The organism is Micromonospora maritima (assembly GCF_902825405.1).
In the GTDB taxonomy this organism is placed as follows: domain Bacteria; phylum Actinomycetota; class Actinomycetes; order Mycobacteriales; family Micromonosporaceae; genus Micromonospora; species Micromonospora maritima.
Genome location: NZ_CADEAU010000387.1, coordinates 1 through 5,078, shown reverse-complemented (window position 1 = coordinate 5,078; position 5,078 = coordinate 1). Strand labels below are relative to the sequence as shown.

Genomic DNA, 5,078 nt, shown 5'->3' with positions numbered 1-5,078 from the left:
GTCGACCAGGTCGGCGGTGGTGCCGCCGCACCGGCCGAGGACGCGTACCGGCTGGACCCGCGCGCCGGGGGCGAGCCCGGTCACCCCGCCCTCGTCGCGCGCCACGACGGTGCCGGCCACGTGGGTGCCGTGCCAGCTGCTGGGGCGGAAATCCGGTCCGCAGTCGCCCGCTTCGGCCCAGTCGCCCTGGTCGGTGGCGTCCGGGTCGCGTCCGTCGCCGTCGCGGGCGTCGTCCGGCGCGCTGACGAAGTCGTACCCGGGGAGCAGTCGCCCGGCCAGGTCGTGGTGCCGGGTGACCCCGGTGTCGAGCACCGCGACCGTCACGCCGGCGCCGTCCGCGCCGCCGGCCCAGGCCGCGTCCGCCAGACCCAGCCCGGCGTACGGAGTGAGCACCGCGGCGGCGCCGCCGAGCCCTCCGGCCAGGACGCTCCACCGGCGCGCCGAGCCTCGCAGTCTGCGCAGTCGGCGGAAGTGTCGTGCCCGCTCGTCCACCATGGGTCCCTCCCCGTCCGTCAGCCGGTCGTGCTCTCCCCGGTGCTCCGTTCCCGGCTCATGCTGGCCCGGATCTCGTCCAGCCGGGCGGCGGCCGCCGGGTCGGTCGGCTGGCCCACCGCGGGGCGTTCCTGCCGAGCGCCGAGCTGCTCGCCGGCCATGCTCGACCGGATCTGCTCCAGTCTCGCCGATCCGGCCGAGTCGAGCGTCGCCTTCTGGATCTCGAGCATCCGGCCCTCGACCGAGTTGCCGGCCAGCTCGGCGCGGCCCATGGCGGTGGCGTAGCGGCGCTCGATCCGGTCGCGCACCTCGTCCAGCGACGGGGTGCTGGCGGGCGCGGTGAGCGACGACATCGACTCCAACGACTTGGCGACGCTCTCCTGCATCTTGGCCTGCTCCAGCTGGCTGAGCAGCTTGGTGCGTTCGGCGAGCTTCTGCTGGAGGATCATCGAGTTGTTCTCGACCGCCTTGCGGGCCTGCGCGGCCGCGCCGAGCGCCTGGTCGTGCAGCGTCTTGAGGTCCTCCAGCGCCTGTTCGCCGGAGACGAGCTGGGTGGCGAGCAGCTGCGCGGACTGCTCGTAGCGTCCGGCCTCGGCCTCGTCACCCCGACCCCGGGCCTGGTCGGCCAGCGCGAGCGCCTGCCGCGCGTTGCCCTGGAGCTGCTCCACCTCGGTCATCTGCCGGGACAGCTTCATCTCCAGCTGGCGCTGGTTGCCGATCACCGCCGCCGCCTGCTGGACCAGCGCCTGGTGCTGCCGCTGGGCCTCCTCGACGGCCTGCTGGATCTGCACCTTCGGATCGGCGTGCTCGTCGATCTTCGCGCCGAAGAGCGCCATCAGGTATTTCCAACCCTTGACGAACGGGTTAGCCATCTCCGCCTCGTCCCCTCAGTAGCGTCGCGCCTACATCGTCCCAGCCGGACGCCACTCCGGCACCCGTACGCTCCTGATCAACACTACGACGCAGGCGCCACCGGTGCCCACGGCGCGACGGCGGGGTCAGGCGGCGCAGACCACGTCCCGCTCGGCGGGGCGGACCCGGGTGCTGCGCAGCGTCGCCTTGAGCGGCGAGTCCTGGCGGACCTGGACGGCCACCGAGCCGTCGGAGGTGACCTGACGGACTCCCCGGTTCGTCGCCTTGCGCACCGCGGCGGCGGCCACCGGCGTCGGCTCGACCGGCTCGTCGACCACCGGCACCAGCACCCCAGGCATCTGCTCGGCCAGCGCGACCGTGTCGCTGACCTCGCGCAGCAGCTCCGACAGGCGGGCGCCGAGCGCGTCGCAGATCGCGGCCAGCAGCTCGCTGGACGGCTCCTTCTGGCCGCGCTCGATCTCGGAGAGGTAACCGAGGCTGACGTTGGCGGCGGACGAGACCTCGCGGAGGGTGCGGTGCTGCCCCTGCCGGCGTGCCCGCAGCGCGTCACCGATCACCCGGCGTAGCAGGACCATCGCACCTCCCCCTGAACGGGAACCACCTTCCCCGGCCGATCGCGCCGCGCCCGGGGCGGCGGACCGCCCGGGGCGCCGACGTCGTCCGCCGGAGCCTTCCCGCAACCGTACCCGTTGACCGCCACGACGACATCCCACCCCGCCTGTCCAATCCCGTCCGGCGACGGGCCGGCGCAGCCCGACGGGGCGGTCATCGCCGGCCGGCGCGGGCCGGATCGACGTCGGGGGCGACCGGGATCCGCTCGGCGAGCAGGCGCAACGCCTCGATCACCGCGGCCGCGCGGATGTGGTCGCGGCCACCGTCGAGGTCGAGCCGGCGTACCTCGGTGCCGGCGGGGCCGGCGACCGCCACGTAGACCAGACCGACAGGCTTGTCGCCCTGGGGTTCCGGCCCGGCGACGCCGGTGGTGGCGAGCCCCCACACCGCGTCGCAGCGCTGCCGCCCGCCCTCGGCGAGGGCGGCGGCCACGTCCGGGTCCACCGGCCCGCGCTCGGCCAGCAGATCCTCGGGTACGCCGGCAAGCGTCGCCTTGAGATCGGTGGCGTAGACCACCAGGCCACCCCGGTAGATCGAACTGACGCCGGCGATCTCCACGATGGCGGCGGCGAGCAGGCCGCCGGTCAGCGACTCGACCGTGGCCAGCGTCTCGCCGCACTCGTGCAGGCGGTGCACGACGGCGGCCGCCGGGCTGCCGGCGGGCCGCTGGTGTCTCGCGTCGGTGTCCATGACCGCCCCTTCTTCCCGCCCGGCGCCGGCTTACTCGTCGGCCGACCGGATCAACGGGTGGGACGCCGCAGCCGCAACGCCTGGGCGATGTAGTCGAACCCGGTGACCACGGTGACCACGACGGCGGCGCCCATGATCCACGGGCCGACCGGGGCCAGCGCCTCCGGCATCGGCCAGAGGTACCAGGTGATCGCGAGGATCTGCAGCGCGGTCTTGATCTTGCCGCCGCGGCTGGCCGCGATCACCCCGTGCCGGATCACCCAGAAGCGCAGCGCGGTGATGCCCAGCTCCCGGGCCAGGATCACCACGGTCACCCACCAGGGCAGCCGGTCGTACCAGGAGAGCAGCACCAGCGCGGCGCCGGTGAGCGCCTTGTCGGCGATCGGGTCGGCGACCTTGCCCAGCGAGGTGACCAGCTGGAACCGGCGGGCGATCCACCCGTCGACCAGGTCGGTCGCCGAGGCCACCACGAAGATCAGGCAGGCCACCGTCCGCCAGCCGGCGTGGGTCATCCCGGACGCGACCACGGTGGCCGCGAAGACCGGCACCAGCACGAGCCGCGCGCCGGTCAGCACGTTCGCCGCGTTGAGCAGCGGTACGGGTGCCGCCACCGTCGACTCCGCCCCGGTCATGTCCGGCACCGCCCCCCGTGGCTTCCCCGCTCCGTCCGGGCCCGCCGTCACCGTGCCGCGCCGGGCGCCGCCGAGATCATCTCATCCGGCACGGCGACGAGGTCGACGCCCTCGGTCGCGGTCACCGTGGCCCGGACCAGGTCGCCCGGGCGCAACGCGGTCAGGTCGACGCCGCCGCCGTCCGGCGCGACCAGGGTGGTGGAGCCGTCGACCTCGGGCGCCTGGTGCGCGGCCCGTCCCTCGACCACGCCGTCGGCGACCGAGTCCACCAGCACCTCCACCGTCGAGCCGAGCCGTTCCTCGGCCCGCTGCGAGCACAGCTCGTCGGCGAGCGCGCTGAGCCGGTCGTAGCGCCGCTTGACCGTGGCCGCGGAGACCTTGCCGGGCAGGCCGGCGGCCTCGGTGCCGTCCTCGTCGCTGTAGTCGAACATGCCGATCGCGTCCAGCCGCGCCTCGGTCAGGAACCGGACCAGCTCGGCCACGTCCTGCTTCGTCTCACCGGGGAAGCCGACGATGAAGTTGCTCCGCGCGCCCGCCTCCGGGGCCAGCGCGCGGGCGGAGGCCAGCAGCTCCAGGAATCGGTCGGTCGAGCCGAACCGGCGCATCCGGCGCAGCACCGGCTCGCTGGAGTGCTGGAACGACAGGTCGAAGTAGGCGGCCACACCGGGCGTGGTGGCGATCACCTCGACCAGCCCGGGCCGGGTCTCGGCGGGCTGGAGGTAGCTGGCCCGCACCCGCACGATCCCGTCGATCGCGGCGAGCTGCGGCAGCAGCTTCTCCAGCGCCCGCGGGTCGCCCAGGTCCTTGCCGTACGAGGTCGAGTTCTCGCTCACCAGCACCAGCTCGCGGACGCCGGTCTTGGCCAGCCACTCCGCCTCGGCGAGCAGCTCGTCCGGGGTACGCGAGACGAACGCCCCCCGGAACGCCGGGATGGCGCAGAACGCGCAGCGCCGGTCGCAGCCGCTGGCCAGCTTCAGCGAGGCCACCGGCCCGGTGTCGAGCCGGTGCCGCAGCACCTGACGCAGGTGCGCCGGGGTGTGCGCGTCGGTCTCCGGGGCGACCCGGGTCGGGGTGCCGTGCCCGGGCAGCGACACCGCCGCCTCGCGGCGCTTGACCGGGGTCAGCGGGAGCAGCTCGCGGCGGTCGCGCGGGGTGTGCGCGTCGAGCGCCTGACCGGCCACCACGGCGTCGAGCCGGGCCGCGATGTCCGGATAGTCGTCGAAGCTCAGCACCGCCTGCGCCTCGGGCAGGCTGTCGGCCAGCTCACGGCCGTAGCGCTCGGCCATGCAGCCGGCGGCGACCACCTTGGCGCCGGTGTCGGCGGCGGCCAGCAGCGTCTGGATCGAGTCCTGCTTGGCCTTCTCCACGAAGCCGCAGGTGTTCACCACCACCACGTCGGCGCCCTCGCCGTCGGTGGTCACCTGCCACCCGTCGGCGTGCAGCCGGGCGGCCAACTCCTCCGAGTCGACCTCGTTGCGGGCGCAGCCCAGGGTCAGCAGGGCGACCCGGCGCCCGTCCGATTGCGGGGAGGAGGAGGTGGCAGACACCATCCGAGGGTACCGGGCCGGTTCCGGACCGCCACGCCACCCGTCCGGGCGGTCAGCGGGTCGGGACGGCCACCCGGGCCAGGCGGTCGAGGAGGAACACCTCGGTGCCGGCCAGGCCGGTGGAGCAGAACACCGAGATCTGGTCCGCGCCGGTCCGGCCGAGGGCCGCGCCGGCCAGCACCGCGCCCAGGTCGCGCAGCCGGCCGGCGTACGGCTCGACCGCGGCGAGCAT

At 74.6% G+C, this 5,078-nt stretch carries 6 protein-coding genes and 1 pseudogene; all 7 read right to left on the bottom strand.

Annotated elements, in window-relative coordinates; all coding sequences use genetic code 11:
- A partial coding sequence (locus tag HUW36_RS25180; RefSeq protein WP_174530434.1) for a S8 family serine peptidase occupies nt 1-495 on the bottom strand: 495 nt, incomplete at its 3' end.
- 17 nt (nt 496-512) lie between these two features.
- Entirely contained in the window at nt 513-1,364 is an 852-nt protein-coding gene (locus tag HUW36_RS25175) for a PspA/IM30 family protein (RefSeq protein ID WP_174530433.1), read from the bottom strand.
- A gap of 126 nt (nt 1,365-1,490) precedes the next feature.
- Nucleotides 1,491-1,940 carry a helix-turn-helix domain-containing protein gene (locus tag HUW36_RS25170; protein ID WP_091579827.1) on the bottom strand — a complete coding sequence of 150 codons (450 nt, stop codon included), beginning with the start codon at nt 1,938-1,940 and terminating at the stop codon, nt 1,491-1,493.
- Between the two features lie 190 nt (nt 1,941-2,130).
- The gene (locus HUW36_RS25165; RefSeq protein ID WP_174530432.1) at nt 2,131-2,667 is read right to left on the bottom strand and encodes a CinA family protein; all 537 of its coding nucleotides are present in this window, start codon (nt 2,665-2,667) and stop codon (nt 2,131-2,133) included.
- Nucleotides 2,668-2,717: 50 nt separating this feature from the next.
- Nucleotides 2,718-3,299, bottom strand: coding sequence for a CDP-diacylglycerol--glycerol-3-phosphate 3-phosphatidyltransferase (gene pgsA, locus HUW36_RS25160; RefSeq protein WP_174530431.1), 582 nt, complete (start codon nt 3,297-3,299; stop codon nt 2,718-2,720).
- A 47-nt stretch (nt 3,300-3,346) separates the two neighbouring features.
- On the bottom strand, nt 3,347-4,849 hold the full coding sequence (gene rimO / locus HUW36_RS25155; protein WP_174530430.1) for a 30S ribosomal protein S12 methylthiotransferase RimO: 1,503 nt from the start codon (nt 4,847-4,849) through the stop codon (nt 3,347-3,349).
- A 49-nt stretch (nt 4,850-4,898) separates the two neighbouring features.
- A pseudogene (locus HUW36_RS25150) lies at nt 4,899-5,078 on the bottom strand (ornithine cyclodeaminase family protein); the annotation flags it as partial.